The 19,955-nt window shown below is 60.9% G+C and carries 21 protein-coding genes; 17 read left to right on the top strand and 4 right to left on the bottom strand.

The features are described from left to right. Window positions 1–143: 143 nt before the first annotated feature. The 8 genes from prfB (at window position 144) to BFP93_RS03515 (ending at window position 7,364) form a co-directional block, all read left to right on the top strand. Window positions 144–1,239, top strand: a protein-coding gene (prfB, locus tag BFP93_RS03480) for a peptide chain release factor 2 (RefSeq protein WP_104501908.1) whose coding sequence is annotated in 2 segments (ribosomal slippage) — window positions 144–215 and window positions 217–1,239 — 1,095 coding nt in all. Because the reading frame shifts where the segments join, the coding sequence is not laid out codon by codon here. 61 nt (window positions 1,240–1,300) lie between these two features. Next, window positions 1,301–2,803 carry a lysine--tRNA ligase gene (gene lysS, locus BFP93_RS03485; RefSeq protein WP_065891949.1) on the top strand — a complete coding sequence of 501 codons (1,503 nt, stop codon included), beginning with the start codon at window positions 1,301–1,303 and terminating at the stop codon, window positions 2,801–2,803. 166 nt (window positions 2,804–2,969) lie between these two features. Further along, entirely contained in the window at window positions 2,970–3,686 is a 717-nt protein-coding gene (locus BFP93_RS03490) for a TetR/AcrR family transcriptional regulator (RefSeq protein WP_083203333.1), read from the top strand. Window positions 3,687–3,721: 35 nt separating this feature from the next. After that, the gene (locus BFP93_RS03495; protein ID WP_005785511.1) at window positions 3,722–4,999 is read left to right on the top strand and encodes a flavohemoglobin expression-modulating QEGLA motif protein; all 1,278 of its coding nucleotides are present in this window, start codon (window positions 3,722–3,724) and stop codon (window positions 4,997–4,999) included. A gap of 66 nt (window positions 5,000–5,065) precedes the next feature. After that, on the top strand, window positions 5,066–5,971 hold the full coding sequence (locus BFP93_RS03500; RefSeq protein WP_065891950.1) for an alpha/beta hydrolase: 906 nt from the start codon (window positions 5,066–5,068) through the stop codon (window positions 5,969–5,971). Further along, complete coding sequence (locus tag BFP93_RS03505; protein WP_065886054.1) at window positions 5,968–6,294, top strand: hypothetical protein; 327 nt, start codon at window positions 5,968–5,970, stop codon at window positions 6,292–6,294. The genes BFP93_RS03500 and BFP93_RS03505 overlap by 4 nt, the downstream gene beginning before the upstream one ends. A 166-nt stretch (window positions 6,295–6,460) precedes the next feature. After that, window positions 6,461–6,859 carry a type III secretion protein gene (locus tag BFP93_RS03510; RefSeq protein ID WP_122561479.1) on the top strand — a complete coding sequence of 133 codons (399 nt, stop codon included), beginning with the start codon at window positions 6,461–6,463 and terminating at the stop codon, window positions 6,857–6,859. A gap of 310 nt (window positions 6,860–7,169) precedes the next feature. Then, complete coding sequence (locus BFP93_RS03515) at window positions 7,170–7,364, top strand: hypothetical protein (RefSeq protein ID WP_065886055.1); 195 nt, start codon at window positions 7,170–7,172, stop codon at window positions 7,362–7,364. A gap of 29 nt (window positions 7,365–7,393) precedes the next feature. On the opposite strand, the gene BFP93_RS03520 is transcribed toward BFP93_RS03515, so the two are convergent. From BFP93_RS03520 to BFP93_RS03530, 3 genes are all read right to left on the bottom strand, one after another. Next, window positions 7,394–8,179 carry an OmpA family protein gene (locus tag BFP93_RS03520; RefSeq protein ID WP_065886056.1) on the bottom strand — a complete coding sequence of 262 codons (786 nt, stop codon included), beginning with the start codon at window positions 8,177–8,179 and terminating at the stop codon, window positions 7,394–7,396. Window positions 8,180–8,235: 56 nt separating this feature from the next. Next, on the bottom strand, window positions 8,236–8,661 hold the full coding sequence (locus BFP93_RS03525) for a DUF4398 domain-containing protein (RefSeq protein ID WP_065886057.1): 426 nt from the start codon (window positions 8,659–8,661) through the stop codon (window positions 8,236–8,238). Window positions 8,662–8,942: 281 nt separating this feature from the next. Then, complete coding sequence (locus BFP93_RS03530) at window positions 8,943–9,287, bottom strand: pilin assembly protein (protein WP_065891951.1); 345 nt, start codon at window positions 9,285–9,287, stop codon at window positions 8,943–8,945. Between the two features lie 163 nt (window positions 9,288–9,450). Here BFP93_RS03530 and ppc point away from each other — a divergent pair, with 163 nt between their 5' ends. The 7 genes from ppc to BFP93_RS03565 all read left to right on the top strand — a co-directional run bounded on the left by ppc (window position 9,451) and on the right by BFP93_RS03565 (window position 16,650). Then, window positions 9,451–12,078 carry a phosphoenolpyruvate carboxylase gene (gene ppc, locus BFP93_RS03535; RefSeq protein ID WP_065886059.1) on the top strand — a complete coding sequence of 876 codons (2,628 nt, stop codon included), beginning with the start codon at window positions 9,451–9,453 and terminating at the stop codon, window positions 12,076–12,078. 280 nt (window positions 12,079–12,358) lie between these two features. After that, entirely contained in the window at window positions 12,359–13,006 is a 648-nt protein-coding gene (gene adk / locus BFP93_RS03540) for an adenylate kinase (RefSeq protein ID WP_003172225.1), read from the top strand. Between the two features lie 89 nt (window positions 13,007–13,095). Further along, a complete protein-coding gene (gene tsaB, locus BFP93_RS03545; protein WP_065891952.1) occupies window positions 13,096–13,782 on the top strand; it encodes a tRNA (adenosine(37)-N6)-threonylcarbamoyltransferase complex dimerization subunit type 1 TsaB in 687 nt (228 codons plus the stop codon). A 160-nt stretch (window positions 13,783–13,942) separates the two neighbouring features. Further along, complete coding sequence (locus tag BFP93_RS03550) at window positions 13,943–14,233, top strand: hypothetical protein (RefSeq protein WP_065891953.1); 291 nt, start codon at window positions 13,943–13,945, stop codon at window positions 14,231–14,233. Further along, entirely contained in the window at window positions 14,233–15,093 is an 861-nt protein-coding gene (locus BFP93_RS03555) for a DUF72 domain-containing protein (RefSeq protein WP_065891962.1), read from the top strand. Before BFP93_RS03550 ends, BFP93_RS03555 begins: the two co-directional genes overlap by 1 nt. 27 nt (window positions 15,094–15,120) lie before the next feature. Then, complete coding sequence (locus BFP93_RS03560; RefSeq protein ID WP_065891954.1) at window positions 15,121–15,948, top strand: isocitrate lyase/PEP mutase family protein; 828 nt, start codon at window positions 15,121–15,123, stop codon at window positions 15,946–15,948. Window positions 15,949–15,969: 21 nt separating this feature from the next. Further along, complete coding sequence (locus BFP93_RS03565) at window positions 15,970–16,650, top strand: extensin-like domain-containing protein (protein WP_083205595.1); 681 nt, start codon at window positions 15,970–15,972, stop codon at window positions 16,648–16,650. A gap of 3 nt (window positions 16,651–16,653) precedes the next feature. On the opposite strand, the gene BFP93_RS03570 is transcribed toward BFP93_RS03565, so the two are convergent. Then, window positions 16,654–17,274: an energy transducer TonB gene (locus tag BFP93_RS03570; RefSeq protein ID WP_065891956.1), complete on the bottom strand. Its 621-nt coding sequence runs from the start codon at window positions 17,272–17,274 to the stop codon at window positions 16,654–16,656. A gap of 96 nt (window positions 17,275–17,370) precedes the next feature. Between BFP93_RS03570 and BFP93_RS03575 the strand changes: the two genes are divergently transcribed. Further along, window positions 17,371–18,153 (top strand): class I SAM-dependent methyltransferase, encoded by a 783-nt coding sequence (locus BFP93_RS03575; protein ID WP_065891957.1) that lies wholly within the window; start codon window positions 17,371–17,373, stop codon window positions 18,151–18,153. Between the two features lie 211 nt (window positions 18,154–18,364). Further along, a protein-coding gene (locus BFP93_RS27010; protein WP_218061229.1) for an IS3 family transposase occupies window positions 18,365–19,917 on the top strand; the annotation gives its coding sequence in 2 pieces (ribosomal slippage) (window positions 18,365–18,827 and window positions 18,827–19,917; 1,554 coding nt in all). Window positions 19,918–19,955: the final 38 nt, after the last annotated feature.

Here is a 19,955-nt window from a genome sequence, read left to right on the forward strand (position 1 = left end):
CGCCAACCCGTGGGAGGGGGCTCTTCATCGGTCTTGGGATTGTGTACAAACCTCTGCCTTTTCGGCCGGGTGGACTGCCGTTTCCAGGCGTTTGCCGTTATACTCGCCGGCTTTCAAAAGTTCGCCAACGAGTGCTGCCCGCCATGGAAATCAACCCGATCCTTAACACCATCAAGGACCTGTCCGAGCGCTCCGAAACTATTCGGGGGTATCTTTGACTACGATCAAAAGCATGAGCGTCTGACCGAAGTCAATCGCGAGCTTGAAGATCCGAGTGTCTGGAACAAACCTGAGTACGCCCAGGAACTGGGGCGCGAGCGCGCTGCGCTGGCGCAGATCGTCGACACGCTCGACGAGCTGAACACCGGCCTGGCCGACTGCCGCGACCTGCTGGACATGGCCGTCGAAGAAGATGACGAAAGCGCCGTGGGCGATGTTGTCGCCGAGCTGGCCCGTCTCGAGGAAAACCTCGCCAAGCTTGAATTTCGTCGCATGTTCAGCCACGAAATGGACCCGAACAACGCCTACCTGGATATCCAGGCCGGTTCCGGCGGCACCGAGGCCCAGGACTGGGCCAACATCCTGCTGCGCATGTACCTGCGCTGGGCCGACAAGCGCGGTTTCGACGCGACCATCATGGAGCTGTCCGCCGGTGAAGTGGCCGGTATCAAGGGCGCGACCGTGCACATCAAGGGTGAATACGCCTTTGGCTGGTTGCGTACCGAGATCGGCGTGCACCGCCTGGTGCGCAAGAGCCCGTTCGACTCCGGCAACCGTCGCCATACGTCCTTCTCGGCGGTGTTCGTCTCCCCGGAGATCGACGACAAGGTGGAAATCGAGATCAACCCGGCCGACCTGCGCATCGACACCTACCGTTCCTCCGGTGCCGGTGGCCAGCACGTAAACACCACCGACTCGGCCGTGCGTATCACCCACGTACCGACCAACACCGTGGTCAGCTGCCAGAACGAGCGCTCCCAGCACGCCAACAAGGACACCGCCATGAAAATGCTGCGGGCCAAGTTGTACGAGCAGGAAATGCAGAAGCGCAACGCCGCGTCCCAGGCGCTGGAAGACACCAAGTCGGATATCGGCTGGGGGCACCAGATCCGTTCCTACGTGCTCGATGCGTCGCGGATCAAGGATTTGCGCACCAACATCGAGCGCAGCGACTGCGACAAGGTGCTCGACGGCGATATCGACGAATACCTGGAAGCCAGCCTGAAATCGGGGCTGTAAAGATTGTAGGCGATCCCCGGCCACTGGCCGGGGACAACGAACCTGATGGAAAATTTAAGACATGAGCGACCAACAACTCGACCCGCAAGCCCTGCAACAGGAAGAAAACTCCCTGATCGCCCTGCGCAAGGAAAAGCTTGCTGCCGAGCGCGCCAAGGGTAACGCCTTCCCCAACGACTTCCGCCGCGACAACTACTGCGATGCCCTGCAGAAAGAGTACGCGGACAAGACCAAGGAAGAGCTGGCAGAAGCGGCGATCCCGGTCAAGGTGGCGGGTCGCATCATGCTCAACCGTGGCTCGTTCATGGTGATCCAGGACATGACCGGGCGCATCCAGGTCTACGTCAACCGCAAGACCCTTTCCGAAGAAACCCTGGCCTCGGTGAAAACCTGGGACATGGGCGACATCATCGCCGCCGAGGGCACCCTGGCCCGTTCCGGCAAGGGCGACCTGTATGTCGAGATGACCAGCGTGCGCCTGCTGACCAAGTCCCTGCGCCCGCTGCCGGACAAGCACCACGGCCTGACCGACACCGAGCAGCGCTACCGCCAGCGCTACGTTGACCTGATCGTCAACGAAGACGTGCGCCAGACCTTCCGCGTGCGTTCGCAGGTCATCGCCCACATCCGCAGCTTCCTGGCCCAGCGTGACTTCCTGGAAGTGGAAACGCCGATGCTGCAGACCATCCCCGGTGGCGCCGCAGCCAAGCCGTTCGAAACCCACCACAATGCGCTGGACCTGCCAATGTTCCTGCGGATCGCGCCGGAGCTGTACCTCAAGCGCCTGGTGGTCGGCGGCTTCGAGAAGGTGTTCGAGATCAACCGCAACTTCCGTAACGAAGGCGTCTCGACTCGGCACAACCCTGAATTCACCATGTTGGAGTTCTACCAGGCCTACGCCGACTACGAAGACAACATGGACCTGACCGAAGAGCTGTTCCGCGAACTGGCGCAGCTGGTGCTGGGCAGCACTGACGTGCCTTATGGCGACAAAGTGTTCCACTTCGGCGAGCCGTTCGTGCGTCTGTCGGTGTTCGACTCGATCCTCAAGTACAACCCTGAGCTGACCGCTGACGACCTGAACGACATCGACAAGGCTCGCACCATCGCCAAGAAGGCCGGCGCCAAAGTGCTGGGCTTCGAAGGCCTGGGCAAGTTGCAGGTGATGATTTTCGAAGAGTTGGTGGAGCACAAGCTGGAACAGCCGCACTTCATTACCCAGTACCCGTTCGAAGTGTCGCCGCTGGCGCGTCGTAACGACGACAACCCGAACGTTACCGACCGTTTCGAATTGTTCATTGGCGGCCGTGAAATCGCCAACGCCTATTCCGAGCTTAACGACGCGGAAGATCAGGCCGAGCGCTTCATGGCCCAGGTGGCCGACAAGGACGCCGGTGATGACGAAGCCATGCACTACGATGCCGACTTCGTAAGGGCCCTGGAATACGGCATGCCGCCCACCGCCGGTGAAGGTATCGGCATCGACCGGCTGGTGATGCTGTTGACCAACTCGCCGTCGATCCGCGATGTGATCTTGTTCCCGCACATGCGGCCACAAGCGTAACCGTAGCGAAATCCGAAGCCGCCTTTTATAAGGCGGCTTTTTTATGTGGCGTAAATTCGCGTCAAACAAATAGCGCCAGGTTTTGTTGATCGGTTGCTCGTTCCCACGCTCTGCGTGGGAATGCATCCTGTGACGCTGCGCGTCACACTTAGAAGAGGGAAATGTGGTGAACCGCGTAATGGCTCAAGAAGGCGCCGCCGGCGTTGCCGCTGCCGTGGCCGATAGCGTCCAGTACCAAGGCCGCAAGGCCAGCCGGCGGGGCAGTGAACAGCGCCGGCAGGACATTCTCGATGCGGCCATGCGCATCGTGGTACGCGATGGCGTACGTGCCGTGCGGCACCGGGCCGTGGCGGCGGAGGCCGGCGTGCCGTTGTCGGCCACCACTTACTACTTCAAGGATATCGATGACCTGCTCACCGACACCTTCGCCCAATACGTCGAACGCAGCGCCGCGTTCATGGGCAAGCTGTGGGTGCGCAACGAAGGCCTGCTGCGCGAGATGGTCGCTTACGGCGACGGCAGTCCGGCGTCGCGCTCGCAGTTGGCCGATGACATTGCGCGGCTGACCGCCGACTATGTGCAGCGCCAGTTGATCAACCGTCGCGAATACCTGATGGCCGAGCAGGCCTTCCGCCAGGAAGCCTTGCTCAATCCGCGCCTTGCCGAACTGGTACGCTCCCACCAACAGATCCTGCTGCAAGGCACCGGGCAGTTTTTCCAGGTCTTGGGCTCCCGCGAGCCGCAGCAGGATGCCAAGGTGTTGACGGCGATTATCAGTCGGATGGAATATCAGGGCCTGTTGGGCGGCGCAGAGCCGCTGACCGGTGAAGAAATGCTGGAGATACTCAAGCGTTACATGCACCTGGTATTGGCTTCAGTCTGATACCAGAAAGGCCACGTTCAAAGAGGAAGCACCGGGTGGACGATTACCAGCAGACGATACGCAGCTTGTCCGATCGCATTGTGCTGGCGCAAACACCGATCCGCGTCCTCGACGCGGTGAAGTGGGACGAGAACATTCGCCAGGGCTTTCTCAAGGCCAAGGGCAAGGCCATGCCCGCCGTGGATCGCGATTACTACCTGAACCGGCCGTTGTCGTTCGATTCCAGCGCGGTCAAGCTGGAGTTCCAGAACATCGAGCGCGACATTACCCGCCGTCTCGGCCAGTTCAGCCCGGTGGGGCAGATCATGCGCCGCATGTGCCGGGAGTACCGCATGGTCGTGCGGATGCTCGAAGCCCGTGGCACCGAGGACTTCGGCCTGATTTCCCAGGAACTCTACGGCGCCGCTTCCGACGCCTTCCACGCCGGCGACCCGACGCTGGCGGACCTGGGGTTGATGCTTTCGGACTACCTGAACAACATCGATGGCCGGGGCGACCTCAAGGACGAAGCCAAGACCCTGACCGCCAAGGATGCGGTGAGCCTGCTGCAGACCCGCTTGAACAAGGTATTCGGCGAGGCCGAGGAGACCATTCGCGTATTCGAGTCCGATGGCATCGTCGCCGACGCAGCCGCGGGCGCCGACTACATCAAGATCCGCGCCGACGCGATGTTCAACGACCGTGACGTGCGCGCCCTGGAAGTGCACGAAGGCCTGGTGCATGTGGGCACCACCCTCAATGGCCAGAACCAGCCGATCTGCACGTTCCTGTCCAAGGGGCCACCCTCGTCCACCGTGACCCAGGAAGGCCTGGCGATCCTGATGGAGATCATCACGTTTGCCTCCTACCCCAGCCGGCTGCGCAAACTGACCAACCGCACCCGCGCCATCCATATGGTGGAGGAGGGCGCCGACTTCCTGCAGGTGTTCGAGTTCTTCCGCGAGCAGGGCTTTGAAATGGCGGAAAGCTACGGCAACGCCAGTCGGGTGTTCCGTGGCTCGGTACCGACCGGTCTGCCGTTCACCAAGGATTTGTCCTACCTCAAGGGCTTTATCATGGTCTACAACTACATCCAGCTGGCCGTGCGCAAGGGCAAGCTGGAACAGGTGCCGTTGCTGTTCTGCGGCAAGACCACCCTCGAAGATATGCGCACCTTGCGTCAACTGGTCGACGAAGGCCTGGTCGTGCCGCCCAAGTACCTGCCCGAACAGTTTCGCGACATGAACGCACTGGCGGCCTGGATGTGCTTTTCCAACTTCCTCAACCATTTGAGCCTGGACCGGATCGAGGCGGACTATTCCAATATCCTTTGACCGGACGTCGACTCACCTGGGATCTCCCACGTCCGCCCATTTCATCTCACTCACGAGGCTCAACGGATGAGAATCCTCGGCATTCTGTGCCTGCTACTCACATTGAACGGCTGCAGCTCCCTGCTGTTCTACCCCGAGCCCGGCCTGCCGTTCACGCCGGAAAAAGCCCACCTGGCGTATCGCGACGTCACCCTCACCACTGCCGACGGCGTGAAACTGCACGCCTGGTGGCTGCCGGCCAAGCCTGGCGTGCCCCTCAAAGGCACGGTGCTGCACCTGCACGGCAACGGCGGCAACCTGGCGTGGCATCTGGGCGGCAGTTGGTGGTTGCCGGAGCAGGGCTACCAGGTGCTGTTGCTCGACTATCGCGGTTATGGGCTTTCGCAAGGCAAGCCGTCACTGCCGGCTATCTACCAGGACGTGGACGCAGCCTTCAGTTGGCTGGATCAGGCGCCCGAAGCCCAGGGGCAGCCGTTGGTCGTGCTTGGCCAAAGCCTGGGCGGCGCATTGGCGGTGCATTATCTGGCGGCTCACCCCGAGCGCCAGTCCCGGCTCAAGGCCCTGGTATTGGACGGTGTGCCCGCCAGTTATCGTGACGTGGGACAATTTGCCCTGAGCACATCCTGGTTAACATGGCCGTTTCAGGTCCCTCTGTCCTGGCTGGTACCTGACGCCGACAGCGCGATCAACGCCATGCCCCAGCTCAAGGGCGTTCCCAAACTGCTGTTTCACAGCCTGGATGATCCGATCGTGCCCGTGTCCAACGGCATACGCCTGTACCAAGCGGCGCCGCCGCCCAGGGTACTGCAGCTGACGCGAGGCGGGCATGTGCAGACGTTTGCCGACAAGACCTGGCAAACCGTCATGCTGCGTTACCTGGATGACCCGCAGCATTTCAACGGCCTGCGGCGTCTGGGCGAAATACCGAATTACCCCCTTTCCAAGGTTGACCCATCAGAGAGCCCGCAATGAGTGAAGAGCGCAACATGATCCCGCTGATTCTCACAGGGATCGGCACCATCATCGGTACGGTCGGTTGTTTGTGGTACTACGGCTACCTGCACTTCGCCAAGCCGGAAGATGCGCTGCTGCTCAGTGAATTCACGATGCTCAAGACCGTGCCGGGGGAGGATTACAAAGTCTCACTGACCCCCGCCGCTCAAGTGGCGCAGTGCGTGGACGGGGTGCTGGTGATGTTCGATACCGACCAGAAAGGCCTGAGCGGCGTACTGGTGAATAACAAGAAACAGGCAGTACGTTGCATCGGGCAAGAAACTCCGCAACTGCAACAGTGAATTCTGCCTCCCAGCCGTGGGAAACCACCCTAGTCTTTACAGACTATTGATTTCACGCATGTCAGCCACTCGACCGGCCGGAACCATCCTGACTCACCCACCACTGATTATTCACCGATTGGCAAGGCTGATCGGTCCCTTAATTCATAGGTTGGAGTTAGCATTTATGGCAGGAATCAACGGTATCTCGGGCGGCGGGAACATGGGTGGCATGGGTGGCATGGGCGGCATGGGGGGTGTGGGCGGCGCTGGCAATGGCCAGGGAAGCTCGCAAGGCCTCGACCAGCAGATTAAAGATGTACAAAAGCAGATCCAGGATATTAAAGCCAAAGGTTCTCAAGGCAGCCAGGGAAATAGTGGTGCCGGTGGTGAAGATCCTCTCAAGGAATTGGAGGAGCTGCTGAAGAAGTTGCTCGCGCAGAAGGCGGGCGGTGCGCAGGGCGCTCCAGGTGCCCAGGGCGGTCAAGGTGCCGAAGATGGCCAAAGCGGTGGGCAGAGCGCGGGCCAGGGGCAGGGGCAGATCCAGCAGCCGGACTATCAAGGTTCAGGCCAAATCGGCAACTGATCAAGCCTCATGGAAAAACCGCCTGCAGGGGCTAATGCTGTTCAGTTAAGCGTACATCGCCCTCTGTAGGAGCGAGCTTGCTCGCGAAAAACGTCAACGATAACGCGTGTTTCCTGGTTGAACGCGGCGCCTGTGGTTTTTCGCGAGCAAGCTCGCTCCTACAAAAAGCCTTAACTGAACGGCATTAGCCTGCAGGGGCGGTTTTTTTTCGTGCATCGGATGGCCAGTCGTCGGTCTGGGCAGGAATGCCTGGAACCTTATTTCGTCAGATACCACACAAAGCGTGTCACTCACACGGTTTGAGGCGAGGATGGAATTCAAGATTCCAGTGCTGGAAAATATGCTGATCATGGCAAGGCAGCATGTGGCGATTGAACAGGAAGCTGCTCGCCGCAACAGGCTTGAGAGCCAGGCAGACAAGCAGGCGGGCCCGCAGATTCAAATGCCGGCTGAAGATACCGGTCGAACCGTACAGTTCGACGAGCCGAAAAAAAACCCACCATAAGGTGGGTTTTTTTATGCCGCTTCAATCAATCAGTTAGCAACGGACGAGCGTGGCTTGACTGGCTGGTTGTCGTTGGAAATGGTCACTTCGACGCGACGGTTCATCGCACGGCCGGAAACGCTGCCGTTGTCGGCAACCGGGTATTCCTTGCCGTAACCCTGGGTCACGATGCGCGAAATGTCCACGCCTTGCTGGGCCAGTGCGCGCTGTACGGAAGCGGCGCGGCGCTCGGACAGGCTCTGGTTGTACGAGTCGGAACCGGTGCTGTCGGTGTAGCCTTCGACGATCACTTTACGGTCCGGGTTGTCGCGCAGGAACTGAGCCAGCTTGGTGATGTTGACCAGGCCGCTGGATTTCAGGTCGGACTTGTTGGTGGCAAACAGCACGTCACCGAAAGTCACCAGGGTGCCGCGATCGGTTTGCTTGGCGTTCAAGCTGTTTTGCAGTTGCTTGATCTGCGCGTCACGGGCGTCCAGCAGGGCGCGGGCACGTTCGTCGCCAGCGTTTTTCAGCTTGGCTTCGGACTCACGCAGGGAAATGGTGTCTTTCGCCACTTCTACACGCTGGTTGGTCAGGTAAGCCAGTTGGTCGACTTTCTTCTCGTCTTCCTTGTCGCGGTAGGCCTTGTCTGCCTTGTCCAGCCACTCGCTGGCGTCTTTGGTTTCAAGGGCTGCGAGCTTGGTCGCCTGCGGGTTGGTTTGCAGGGCCGTGAAGTTGGTCCGTGCGTTTTCCAGGTTCGCGTTCGGCGGAGTGGAGCAGGCTGCCAGGGCAACGCTCATCGCCAACAGGGCAGGGATCATCAATTGTTTACGCATAGTCGTGTCGTCCTTTCAATTCGATATCAGGTGCGATGCAATCAAGGGGCAGCGGCTTACTTCTGCTGGATAGCAGCCGGGCGCATGCCTTCCTTACGCAACTCATCAACTGCTTTCTGGGAATCCTTCACCGCTTGCTCGGCCTTGGCAGCCTGGGCCTTACGCTCAGCGACACGAGCATCCCACTCGGCTTGTTCAGCCAACATACGGGCTTTGTCGTAGTTCTTGTCGTGCATGGCGATTTCAGCTTCTTTGAGCTTGTCCTGGGCCGACTTCATTTCCACGGCTGCGAACTCGGTGCCACCGGCGCTGACCGCGCTGTTGACCGCAGACTGGGTCACTGCGTACTGCTCTGTCGGCGGGTTACCGGCGCAACCTGCCAGAACGAAGCTGGTGCCGATTGCCAGCGCGGCCAATTTAAGCCCGCGCAGGTGGTTAAACGAGGATTTGGCAGTGCTGGTCTTCATCGTCTTCAACTCCATTGGGTAGCTCCTGAAAAACATCAAAATCCATCTTGGTGTTCGTTTGCGGGCCCGGCGGTAAAGCACATGACGCCAGTTCAAACGAGCGTTCCAAGTGATGGCTTACTGGCTGTGACCGGAGGCTTTTTTCAAAAGTTCAGCGAAGATGGCGATTTGCCTAAAAAAATATCTGACTGAATGGTCAGCTCTAGAAAATTGGAACTTTCACCACGCACAACGGTACTCCGGGCCGCTGAAAGGCCCGGAATACAGGGGTTAAATTGGGGTGGGTAAGACAGTGATCAGTGCTGCTGTTCGTCATTACCGGCTGACAAATCATGCAGATAGCGGCGTGACAGGGTCAGAAATCGCGGTGTGGGCCCAACGTCTTCGTACAGCGGATCGCCTTCCTCATCGGTGGCAATCACCTGCTGCCCCTGGACGTAGGGAAAGCTGGCTTCCAATTCTTCAAGGGCGGCGCCGATCAGCTCGCCGAGCAGTTCTTCGGCGTGACGCTTGGGGTACATCTCGGCCAGGGCGGCCAGTCTCGCGGCGGCCTCCACATCCAGATGAATGGCGTATTCGGTTTTGGTCAGTTGACCCTTGGCGGTCTCTTCCCAATGCTGGGGCAGGTCTCGAATTTTCATGGCAACCTCAATAATGAGTGTCCAGCCGCCGGTGTGCATAACGCGGCGACCTGATGTTGAGACTAGCGGGAAGCGGCAAGGTTTAAAGTGTCTTGTCAGAAACCTGCGCCGACGGCACTCTGGACCCCCTGCGCGTCCCGGATTTCTGGCTGGAGAGTGGCTGATGAGTGATATCGATGCACGCTTGCGTGAGGATGTTCACCTGCTGGGTGAACTGTTGGGCAACACCATTGCAGAGCAATACGGCGGTGATTTTCTCGACAAGATCGAGCAGATCCGTAAAGGCGCCAAGGCTGACCGGCGCGGCGCGGGCGATGAACTCAGCACGAGCCTGAATCAACTGCAGGAAGACGAACTGCTGCCCGTCGCCCGGGCCTTCAACCAGTTCCTCAACCTGGCCAACATTGCCGAGCAGTACCAGTTGATTCACCGGCGCGATGAGTCGCAACCGGCGCCCTTCGAGTCCCGCGTGTTGCCGGAACTGTTGGCCCGGCTGCAGCGTGAAGGGCACAGCGATGAATCCCTGGCGCGCCAATTGGCGCGGCTGGAAATCGAACTGGTGCTCACCGCCCACCCCACCGAAGTCGCACGTCGCACCCTGATCCAGAAGTACGACGCGATCGCCGCCCAGCTGGCGCTGCAGGATCACCGTGACCTTACCCGTGCCGAACGCGAGCATATCCGTGAACGTTTGCAACGCTTGATCGCCGAGGCCTGGCACACCGAGGAAATCCGTCGCGTGCGGCCTACGCCGGTGGATGAGGCCAAATGGGGCTTTGCCGTCATCGAGCATTCCTTGTGGCAGGCCATCCCGAATTATTTGCGCAAGGCCGACCAGGCCTTGCATGCCGCAACCGGTTTGCGCCTGCCGCTTGAGGCGGCGCCGATTCGATTTGCCTCGTGGATGGGCGGCGACCGTGACGGCAACCCGAACGTCACTGCGCCGGTCACCCGTGAAGTGCTGTTGCTGGCGCGCTGGATGGCGGCGGATTTGTATCTGCGCGATATCGATCAACTCGCCTCCGAGTTGTCCATGCAACAGGCCAGCGCGGCGTTGCAGGCCCAGGCGGGAGACAGCGTCGAACCCTACCGTGCGGTGCTCAAGCAGTTGCGCGAACGTCTGCGCGCCACGCGCCAGTGGGCCCATGCCTCGTTGAATGGCACCGCAGCGGCACCGGAGCAGGTGTTGCAGGACAATCGCGACCTGCTCGGTCCGCTGCAACTGTGCTATCAGTCGCTGCATGAGTGCGGCATGGGCGTGATCGCCGATGGCCCGTTGCTCGATTGCCTGCGCCGCGCCGTGACCTTTGGCCTGTTCCTGGTACGCCTGGATGTGCGCCAGGACTCCACTCGCCACGCGTCGGCCATGACTGAAATCACCGACTACCTTGGCCTGGGACGTTATGAGGACTGGGACGAAGAAGCGCGCATCGACTTCCTGAGCAAGGAACTGGACAATCGTCGACCGCTGCTGCCGGGTTACTTCAAGCCGTCGGCAGACACGGCGGAAGTCTTGAACACCTGTCGGGAAATCGCCGCTGCACCGGCCGCATCGCTGGGCTCCTATGTGATTTCCATGGCCGGTGCCGCCTCGGATGTGCTGGCGGTGCAATTGCTGCTCAAAGAGTCCGGCGTGCAGCGGCCAATGCGTGTGGTGCCGCTGTTCGAGACCCTGGCCGACCTGGATAACGCCGGGCCGGTGATGGAGCGGTTGTTGCAGCTGCCGGGCTATCGCGCGCGGTTGCAAGGCCCGCAGGAAGTGATGATCGGCTATTCGGACTCGGCCAAGGATGCCGGCACCACCGCCGCCGCCTGGGCGCAGTACCGGGCGCAGGAGCGCTTGGTGGACATCTGCCGTGAGCAGCAAGTGGAGTTGCTGTTGTTCCACGGTCGCGGTGGCACCGTCGGCCGTGGCGGTGGCCCGGCGCATGCGGCGATTCTGTCGCAGCCGCCGGGCTCGGTGGCGGGGCGGTTCCGCACCACCGAACAAGGCGAGATGATCCGCTTCAAGTTCGGCCTGCCGGACATTGCCGAGCAGAACCTCAACCTCTACCTGGCCGCAGTGCTCGAAGCCACGCTGTTGCCACCACCGCCCCCGGAACCGGCCTGGCGTCACTTGATGGACGAATTGGCGGCCGACGGCGTCAGCGCCTACCGCGCGGTTGTGCGGGAAAATCCGCAATTCGTCGAGTATTTCCGCCAGTCCACACCGGAGCAGGAGCTGGGCCGTTTGCCGTTGGGCAGCCGCCCGGCAAAGCGGCGTGCCGGCGGTATTGAAAGCCTGCGCGCGATTCCGTGGATCTTCGGCTGGACCCAGACCCGCTTGATGCTGCCCGCCTGGCTCGGCTGGGAAGCGGCATTGAGCAAGGCCCTGGAGCGCGGCGAGGGTGAGTTGCTTGGGCAGATGCGCGAACAGTGGCCGTTCTTCCGCACCCGCATCGATATGCTGGAAATGGTGCTGGCCAAGGCCGACGCCGATATCGCCCGGCTCTATGATGAGCGCCTGGTGCAACCTGACTTGCTGCCATTGGGCGCGCATTTACGCGACCTATTGTCGCAGGCCTGCGAGGTGGTGCTTGGCCTGACCGGGCAGTCGCAACTGTTGGCCCACAGCCCGGACACCCTGGAGTTCATCCGCCTGCGCAACACCTACCTGGACCCCCTGCATCTGTTGCAGGCTGAATTGCTCGCCCGCTCGCGCCAGCGCGAAGCGGCGCAGGACAGCCCTCTGGAACAGGCGCTGCTGGTGTCCGTAGCCGGTATTGCCGCAGGTTTGCGCAACACCGGTTGAGGTTTTTCGCGTGTTCTCAACGGCTTGCGAATGAACTGCGACGACCGCCCGGAAAAGGGCGGTCGTTGTTTGAGGGGCGGGGTTGCGCTCAGGCAAACCCGTTGGCCGACGCACGCCTGGCGCGGGTTTCTCCTACTTTGGGCGGCTTGTGTGGCAAGGGCCCGCTGTGTATCTTGATCAGCCTTTGGCCGTTTGATCGGCCTGGAACCACATTTTTACGAGATTGGCCCCACGCGGCGAATCCGAGCGTCATCTCTATAAAAAATTGAGGAGCACATCGATGCGCGTCATTCTGCTGGGAGCTCCCGGGGCCGGTAAAGGTACTCAGGCAAAGTTCATCACTGAAAAATTCGGCATTCCACAAATCTCCACCGGCGACATGCTGCGCGCGGCCGTCAAGGCCGGCACCGAGCTGGGCCTGATCGCCAAGAGTGTGATGGACAGCGGTGGCCTGGTCTCCGATGACCTGATCATCAACCTGGTCAAGGAACGCATCAGCCAGGAAGACTGCAAGAACGGTTTCCTGTTTGACGGCTTCCCGCGCACCATTCCCCAGGCTGAAGCCCTGGTCAAGGCCGGTGTCGAGTTGGACGCCGTGGTTGAAATCGCCGTCGAGGACGAAGAAATCGTCCAGCGCATTGCCGGTCGTCGCGTGCACGAAGGCTCGGGCCGCGTGTACCACGTCGTCTACAACCCACCGAAGGTTGAAGGCAAGGACGATGTCACCGGTGAAGACCTGGTGCAGCGCAAGGACGATACCGAAGAAACCGTACGTCATCGCCTGTCGGTCTACCATTCCCAGACCAAGCCGCTGGTGGACTTCTACCAGAAGCTCTCCGCTGCCCAGGGCAAGCCGAAGTACAGCCATATCCCTGGCGTCGGCTCCGTGGAGGCGATTACAGCCAAGGTGCTGCAAGCACTGAGCTGATGCGTTGATCGGCTGCATTGACAACGGCCCGCTTGCGGGCCGTTGTTGTTTATACTGGCGCACTTTTTTCGACTTGGACACCCACACACATGAGCACCCTGCTGGCCCTGGACACCGCGACTGAAGCTTGCTCGGTTGCCTTGCTGCACGATGGCAAAGTAACCAGCCACTACGAGGTGATCCCGCGCCTGCACGCGCAGAAGCTGTTGCCGATGATCAAGCAACTGCTGGAAGACGCCGGCACCAGCCTGGCGGCCGTGGATGCCATCGCTTTCGGCCGTGGCCCCGGCGCGTTTACCGGCGTGCGCATTGCCATTGGCGTGGTGCAGGGCCTGGCGTTTGCGCTGGAGCGTCCGGTGTTGCCGGTGTCCAACCTCGCGGTGCTGGCCCAACGTGCGCTGCGTGAACACGGTACTTCCCAGGTGGCGGCGGCGATCGATGCGCGGATGGATGAAGTGTATTGGGGCTGCTATCGCGAGAGCGCCGGTGAAATGCGCCTGGTGGGCGTTGAGGCCGTGCAGGCACCGGAGTCATCGGTGTTGCCGCAAGATGCCAGCGGCGATTGGTTCGGCGCCGGTACCGGCTGGGGATATGGCGAGCGGATCGGTGTGCAACTGGTCGGCCAGGACCCCGCGATGCTGCCCCATGCAGAAGACTTGCTGACCTTGGCGCGCTTTGCATTCGAGCGTGGCGAGGCCATTGCCGCTGATCAGGCGGCGCCGGTGTACTTGCGCGATAAGGTTGCGCAAACCAAGGCGGAACGCGGGATTATTTGACGTCAAAAATGATGGCATTTTGAGGCAAATTTCGCCAATCGTCAGAATTTGCAGCGGTTTTTAAACCTTTTACCAATTATGTGTTCTAGTTATCACCAGAGCATTTGCGCGTTACGGATTGCGCCACTAAAATGCCACTATTGATAGCGAGTTCGCGTCCATGCGTATTGATGGCTTTTCCTCACAGTCGTACCCGATCAAGCGTAAGCCGCGCAAGGCTAACGCGACGGTGGACGATTCCGTCGAGGACTCGCCGGACTTCATCGAAGTCCAGTCCGACGCGCAGGCCGGCACTCAAGCACGCATCAGCGGTCTTCCCGCCCGTCAGCAAGACATGGTCTTCCCCCGCTCCATGAGCAAAAGCGTCGCGACGGCCCTGGCCAGCTACCTGACCACCGCCGGTTTTGTCGAATGGGATATGGAAGTGCTGGGTCTCGATATCCACATATGATGCGCCTGCCTTACTACATCGGCTGCCCGTCCTGGAGTGAAAACGCCTGGCGCGAGTACCTGTACCCCGCCGATGCACGCGCCAACGATTACCTCGGCCTCTATTCCCAGGTCTTCAACGCCGTTGAAGGCAACACCACTTTTTATGCTCGACCCTCGGCCGCAACCGTGCAGCGCTGGGCCGACATCATGCCCGATGACTTTCGCTTCACCGCCAAATTCCCGGGTGATATCAGCCATGCCGGTGACTTGCGCGAACAACTGCCGGCGGCGGAAAGTTTTATCGGCTTGATGAGCCCCCTCGGCGAGCGTGTGTCGCCGTTGTGGCTGCAACTGTCGAAAGGCTTTACACCGCAGCGTCTCGGAGAGCTGGCCGGATTCCTCGATGGCATTGACCGTCCACTGGCGGTTGAAGTGCGTCACGATGAGTTCTTCGCCAAAGGCGAGGCCGAGCGCATGCTCAACCGCCTGTTGCGTGACCGCGGCGTCGAGCGCGTGTGCCTCGATTCGCGCGCGCTGTTCAGTTGCACCTCCACCTCGGCGGCCGTCCTGCATGCCCAATCGAAAAAGCCCAGGGTGCCACCGCGCCCGGCGGCGTTGACTCAATGTCCCCAAGTGCGTTTTATCGGGCACCCCGAGCTTGAAGCCAACGATCCGTTCCTGATGCCCTGGGTCGAAAAGATCGCCCGTTGGATCGAAGAGGGGCGCACCCCCTACATGTTCCTGCACACCTCGGACAACCGCCTCGCCGCCCAATTGGCCTTGCGTTTCCATGACCAGTTGATGGCACGTCTGCCGGGGCTTGCGCCGCTGGCGACCTTGCATCGAGAACCCGTGGCGGAGCAACTGGGGTTACTCTAGGGCTCTTTTCCCCGCCAGGAGCCCGTCATGGATGCCCAAACCCTTCGCGCCGAAACCTTCAAAGCCCTGCACACACGTGATCGTGCCTTTGTGATGCCCAACCCGTGGGACGCAGGTTCCGCCATCATGCTTGCCAGCCTTGGCTTCGAAGCGTTGGCCACCACCAGCGCGGGCTTTGCGTTCAGCCTGGGGCGGCCGGATGCCGAAGGCGCGCTGTCGCTGGAGGACACCCTGGGCAATGCCGGCAGCATCGTCCGGGCGACTGCGCTGCCGGTCGCCGCCGACTTGGAAAACGGTTTCAGCGACACTCCAGAAGGCTGTGCCCAGACCATTCTGCGAGCCGCCGCCACCGGTATCGTGGGTGGCTCCATCGAAGACGCCACGGGCGTTGCCGCCGACCCTATCTATCCCTTCGACCTGGCCGTCGAGCGCGTCGAGGCTGCCGTTGCCGCTGCCCGCAGCCTGGCCTTTCCCTTCACGCTGACAGCTCGCGCAGAAAACCTCCTGCATGGCCGCCTGGATTTGCCCGACACCATTCGCCGCCTGCAAGCCTACGCCGAGGCGGGCGCCGATGTGCTGTATGCGCCGGGCCTGCGCAGTGCCGAAGAGGTGTTGGCGGTGGTCAAGGCCGTCGCGCCCAAGCCGGTGAACGTGTTGATGTCCGGTGGCTTGAACCTCAGCGTCGCGCAGTTGAGTGAGTTGGGCGTGCGGCGCATCAGCGTGGGCTCGGCCCTGGCCCTGGCGGCCTATGGCGAGTTTTATCGGGCGGCGCAGGAGGTCTATGGATCGGGCACCTTCACCTTTACCGAGCGCAAGATGCTGTTCGACCAGGCCAATCAATTCTTCAAGGGCTAAGCCGTGCGGTCGATCGGGTGGATGGGCGCGTTGTTGGTGCTCGGCGGCGCTGTTGCGGTGGGCGCATGGCGGGGCTGGGTGCCGGTGCCGGACGAGTGGAACCCCTGGGCGCCGCTGGATGTACGCGCCAGTCCGAACCTGTTGACGCGCTACAAGCTGGGGCGGCTGCAGGATGATCCGTTGCTGTGCGACCAAGTGCTGAAAACCTCGGGGTTGCGGGCGACCCGCCAGGCGGACTCAGCCCCCGACGCCGCCTGCCCGTTGCGCAACACATTGCGGGTACAGGGCGGGGAGGTGGGCTTGAGCAGCAGTTTTCTGGCCAGTTGCCCGTTGGCCGTAGCCTTTGCGTTGTTCGAGCGGCACAGCCTGCAGCCGGCGGCTCAGGCGATCTATGGCGAGGCGGTGACGCGGGTCGATCACCTGGGCAGTTTTGCCTGTCGCAATATCTACAACCGCGCCGAAGGCCGCCTCAGTCAGCACGCCTCGGCCAATGCCCTGGATATCGCCGGGTTTCGCCTGGCCGATGGACGCCGTATCAGTGTGCTCAAGGATTGGCCGGGCGACGACGCTGACGCACGGTTTCTGCGTCAGGTGCGTGACAGCGCGTGTAACGCGTTCAACGGGGTGTTGAGCCCCGACTACAACGCTGCACACCGTAACCATTTTCATCTGGACATGGGACGCTGGTGGGTGTGTCGCTAAGCGTCAGGCGGCCAGGCGCAGGTTGTTGACGATCAACGGACGCGCCCAGTGGTAGTCGAAATCCAGGGCCTTCTGTTGTTCGACCAGGTCCTGTTCGGTGAACGGGGTCGCCGGCGGTGGCAACAAGTCCAGCTCGAACTCGGCAATCGGCAGATGCAGCGGGCGGGGCTGCGGCGCCGGGCCGGGTTCAGCGACGGGGTGGCCCGCATTCAGGACAATCGGCCGTACCCAGCCGCTTTCGAAATGCTGCTGACGTTGCTGGGCGATGATGTCTTCGTCAGGGAACGGCGCGGGCGCGGGTGGCAGCAGCTCGGTCTCGAATTCGGCAATCGGCAGGAACAGCGGCTCAGGTGGGGCGACTTCGGTGTCTTTCACGTCACACCCACGCTGGGTGAGGATCTGCGCCAGCAGGTCGGCGCCTTCGCCGGGTTCCACCGCCGGGTCCTGCGGTGCAGGCGCCGTGGCGGCCAGCGCGCCCGGCGTAGCGCCGAGCTGTTCGGCCAGGGCTCGGGCGAAGAAGTCCTGCCACACATGACTCACCCCGGCCAGCGCTTGAGTATTGCGCAGGCCGTAGTGGTTGTGGGTCGGCAGTACACCGATGGTTAGGGGAAGAATGTCTGACATTTTTTTCGGTCGACGCTCAGCTCTGGCAAAATACCTGACTGTTGTTTTTATCGGCCGGTATTGGCCGATCCTTAATATTTTCGAGCGTAGCGATTGATGAGTGAACAACCAGCGGCCAGCCGCATTCGGGTCGAGGCCTTGGCCGAAGAATTCCAGGCCCGCGCCGCGCAGTGGGCTGCGCTGTTGGGCTTGCCTGTGCAACGCGATGAGGCGGATTTTTCCCTGCAGGTCGGCGAACAAGGCCTGCAATTGCAACAGCTCGGACCGGACGCGCCGGGCCCGGTACGGGTCGACTTTGTCGAAGGCGGCGCGGCGCACCGGCGTCTATATGGCGGTGGCAGCGGGCAGATGATCGCCAAGGCCGTGGGCGTCGCCCAAGGCGTGCGTCCCCGTGTACTGGACGCCACGGCCGGGCTGGGCAAGGATGCGTTCGTGCTGGCAAGCCTGGGCTGTGAGATGAGCCTGATCGAGCGCCAGCCGTTGATTGGTGCCTTGCTGGAAGACGGCCTGGCACGCGCCGCGCAGGATTTTGATGTGGCGCCGATCGTGGCGCGCATGACGCTGCTCAAGGGCAACGCCATTGAAGTGATGCTCAATTGGGAAGGCGAGCCGCCGCAAGTGATCTACCTGGACCCAATGTTCCCGCACCGCGAGAAAACTGCCCTCGTGAAGAAGGAAATGCGCCTGTTCCGGCCACTGGTCGGTGATGACCTGGATGCACCGGCATTGCTCGCGGCGGCCCTCGCCCTGGCCAGCCATCGCGTAGTGGTCAAACGCCCGCGCAAGGCGCCGTGCATTGACGGGCCCAAGCCGAGCCATGCGCTGGAGGGCAAGTCCAGTCGTTATGATATTTATCCCAAGAAGGCGCTTAAGGTTTAGGCTGCGAGCTGCAAGCTGCAAGCAAAGGCGCCTTTCACTTGCAGTTTGCAGGTACCTACACAACTCAGCAGCGCCCAACCGTAACCACGATGCGAAGCGAGTCGCTCTTGATCTTGATCTGCTTTTGATCTCAGGCGCCCCCCCGGTGTCAGGGTAGTTGTCGTGTCCCCCGCTTTTTGAAAAGCATTCCGGGGGCGGCAAGAGTATGGTCATGCCTTTCTATTCAGAAGAACGTAAAGCTGCGCTGCTGAAAATGATGCTTCCGCCCCTGAGTCTCTCGGCGGCGGAGGTCGCTCGGCGCGAGGGTTGCAGCGATATGTCTCTCCATTATTGGCGCAAACAAGCTGCCGCCAGAGGAACGCAATTGTCCGATGCCAAGCAACCGGCCGAAAATTGGTCCGCCGAGTCCAAGCTGACGATCATCATAGAAACAGGTTCGCTATCGGAACTGGAGGTCGGTGAGTACTGCCGACGAAAAGGTATTTTTCCCGAGCAAATAACCGATTGGCGCAACGCTTTTATTGCCGGCAGCACGAAACAGTCAACCGCGAAAACTGCAACCTCCGGACAGTCACGGGATGATAAAAATCGTATCCGTGAACTTGAGCGTGAGCTGCGCCGCAAAGATGCAGCTCTGGCTGAAACAGCGGCCTTACTGGTACTACGAAAAAAGCTCAATGCCTACTGGGGGAGCGACGACGAGGCCAACTGACCTTGTTGCCAGAACGGTATTTACTCGTTGATTGGCTTAATGAAGCCATTCTGGCGGGCGCCCGCAGGGCGCCTGCTTGTCAGGAGGTAGGCATTTCACTGAGGACGCTGCAACGCTGGAGCTTGCCGCAAGAACTCTTGGCAGATGGACGCACGACGACGCTAAGGCCGATACCGAGTAATGCACTCAGTGAGCTTGAACGACAAGGCATCGTGACCCTGTGCAACAGCAAAGCCTATGCGCACCTCCCGCCAAGCCAGATCGTGCCGCAATTGGCCGATGAAGGAAGATATGTAGCCTCGGAGTCGACTTTTTATCGTGTGCTGCATGCGGCAGGTCAGCAGCATCACCGGTCCAGAGCCAAGCGGCCGCATCGCCATGAGGCACCGACCACTTACGCAGCGACTTCAGCTAACCAGGTATGGTCGTGGGACATCACCTACCTGCCGTCCCCGGTTCGTGGGAAATTTTACTACCTCTATCTGATCGAAGACATCTACAGCCGAAAAGCCGTGGGCTGGGAAGTTTATGAAGCAGAGAGCGGGGAGAAGGCAGCAGCGTTGCTGCAACGAAGCGTGACTCAGGAGAAGTGCTGGCGCCAGCCGCTGGTGCTTCACTCGGACAACGGAGCACCGATGAAATCGGTGACGTTACTGACCAAGATGTATGACCTGGGCATCACACCGTCTCGCGGTCGACCACGGGTTAGCAACGACAACCCGTACTCGGAATCACTGTTCAGGACACTGAAATACTGCCCGCAGTGGCCACAGGCGGGGTTTACCAGCCTGGAAGATGCGCGTATCTGGGTGAGGGATTTTATGACCTGGTACAACACTGTGCACCGTCATAGCCGGATCCGCTTCGTAACACCGGCTCAACGTCATGAAGGAAAAGACCGAGAAATCTTGGCTCGTCGAGATGCGACATACCGGCAGGCCAGAGAGAAAAGACCGGAACGATGGTCAGGAGAGACACGCAACTGGAACCCTATCGGGACGGTGTATCTGAACCCCGAAAGGGAGCTGACCGTGGTAATAAAAGTCGCGTAGCGCGACGGTGGACGCGACAACTACCTTGAAAAACGCCG

It is taken from the genome of Pseudomonas sp. 44 R 15 (assembly GCF_900004965.1).
GTDB classification, from domain to species: Bacteria; Pseudomonadota; Gammaproteobacteria; order Pseudomonadales; family Pseudomonadaceae; genus Aquipseudomonas; species Aquipseudomonas orientalis_A.

Coding starts and splice junctions, on each gene's coding strand:
- lysS (WP_065891949.1), top strand. CDS start 1,301: ATGAGCGACCAACAACTCGACCCGCAAGCCCTGCAACAGGAAGAAAAC.
- BFP93_RS03500 (WP_065891950.1), top strand. CDS start 5,066: ATGAGAATCCTCGGCATTCTGTGCCTGCTACTCACATTGAACGGCTGC.
- BFP93_RS03505 (WP_065886054.1), top strand. CDS start 5,968: ATGAGTGAAGAGCGCAACATGATCCCGCTGATTCTCACAGGGATCGGC.
- BFP93_RS03510 (WP_122561479.1), top strand. CDS start 6,461: ATGGCAGGAATCAACGGTATCTCGGGCGGCGGGAACATGGGTGGCATG.
- BFP93_RS03515 (WP_065886055.1), top strand. CDS start 7,170: ATGGAATTCAAGATTCCAGTGCTGGAAAATATGCTGATCATGGCAAGG.
- BFP93_RS03520 (WP_065886056.1), bottom strand. CDS start 8,179: ATGCGTAAACAATTGATGATCCCTGCCCTGTTGGCGATGAGCGTTGCC.
- BFP93_RS03525 (WP_065886057.1), bottom strand. CDS start 8,661: ATGGAGTTGAAGACGATGAAGACCAGCACTGCCAAATCCTCGTTTAAC.
- BFP93_RS03530 (WP_065891951.1), bottom strand. CDS start 9,287: ATGAAAATTCGAGACCTGCCCCAGCATTGGGAAGAGACCGCCAAGGGT.
- ppc (WP_065886059.1), top strand. CDS start 9,451: ATGAGTGATATCGATGCACGCTTGCGTGAGGATGTTCACCTGCTGGGT.
- adk (WP_003172225.1), top strand. CDS start 12,359: ATGCGCGTCATTCTGCTGGGAGCTCCCGGGGCCGGTAAAGGTACTCAG.
- tsaB (WP_065891952.1), top strand. CDS start 13,096: ATGAGCACCCTGCTGGCCCTGGACACCGCGACTGAAGCTTGCTCGGTT.
- BFP93_RS03550 (WP_065891953.1), top strand. CDS start 13,943: ATGCGTATTGATGGCTTTTCCTCACAGTCGTACCCGATCAAGCGTAAG.
- BFP93_RS03555 (WP_065891962.1), top strand. CDS start 14,233: ATGCGCCTGCCTTACTACATCGGCTGCCCGTCCTGGAGTGAAAACGCC.
- BFP93_RS03560 (WP_065891954.1), top strand. CDS start 15,121: ATGGATGCCCAAACCCTTCGCGCCGAAACCTTCAAAGCCCTGCACACA.
- BFP93_RS03565 (WP_083205595.1), top strand. CDS start 15,970: ATGGGCGCGTTGTTGGTGCTCGGCGGCGCTGTTGCGGTGGGCGCATGG.
- BFP93_RS03570 (WP_065891956.1), bottom strand. CDS start 17,274: ATGTCAGACATTCTTCCCCTAACCATCGGTGTACTGCCGACCCACAAC.
- BFP93_RS03575 (WP_065891957.1), top strand. CDS start 17,371: ATGAGTGAACAACCAGCGGCCAGCCGCATTCGGGTCGAGGCCTTGGCC.